Source organism: Enterococcus spodopteracolus, from assembly GCF_030441955.1.
Lineage (GTDB): Bacteria > Bacillota > Bacilli > Lactobacillales > Enterococcaceae > Enterococcus_B > Enterococcus_B spodopteracolus.
The window spans coordinates 1-255 of sequence record NZ_JARJHD010000174.1 but is presented as its reverse complement, the minus strand read 5'-3'; the positions used below and the strand labels follow the sequence as shown (position 1 = coordinate 255).

Below are 255 nucleotides of genomic sequence, written 5' to 3'. Positions count from 1 at the left end.
GAGCCTGAAGTGCCAGGAACAACAGGTCCGTTATCGATCATGAAAGCTGCCACGATGAACTTTGGCTCACAAGTGATCTCGAATCAAGATCAAACCTACAATATGATCGCAGAAAAGCAACAAAAAGAGGGTACAACAGGTGAAGAAAACAAAGTTCCTTATGTCAGTTTTGCGCAAGTACAAGATGTCCGTGGAACGAATGCGGGTTGGGACCTGCAAGTACGCATGACCGACTTTAAAGCAACGAGTACAACG

General features: G+C 45.5%; 1 protein-coding gene. It reads left to right on the top strand.

Annotation, left to right across the window (positions count from 1 at the left end):
* Positions 1-255 (top strand): WxL domain-containing protein (locus tag P3R27_RS15610; RefSeq protein ID WP_301357626.1); only part of this gene is annotated, 255 nt, incomplete at both ends.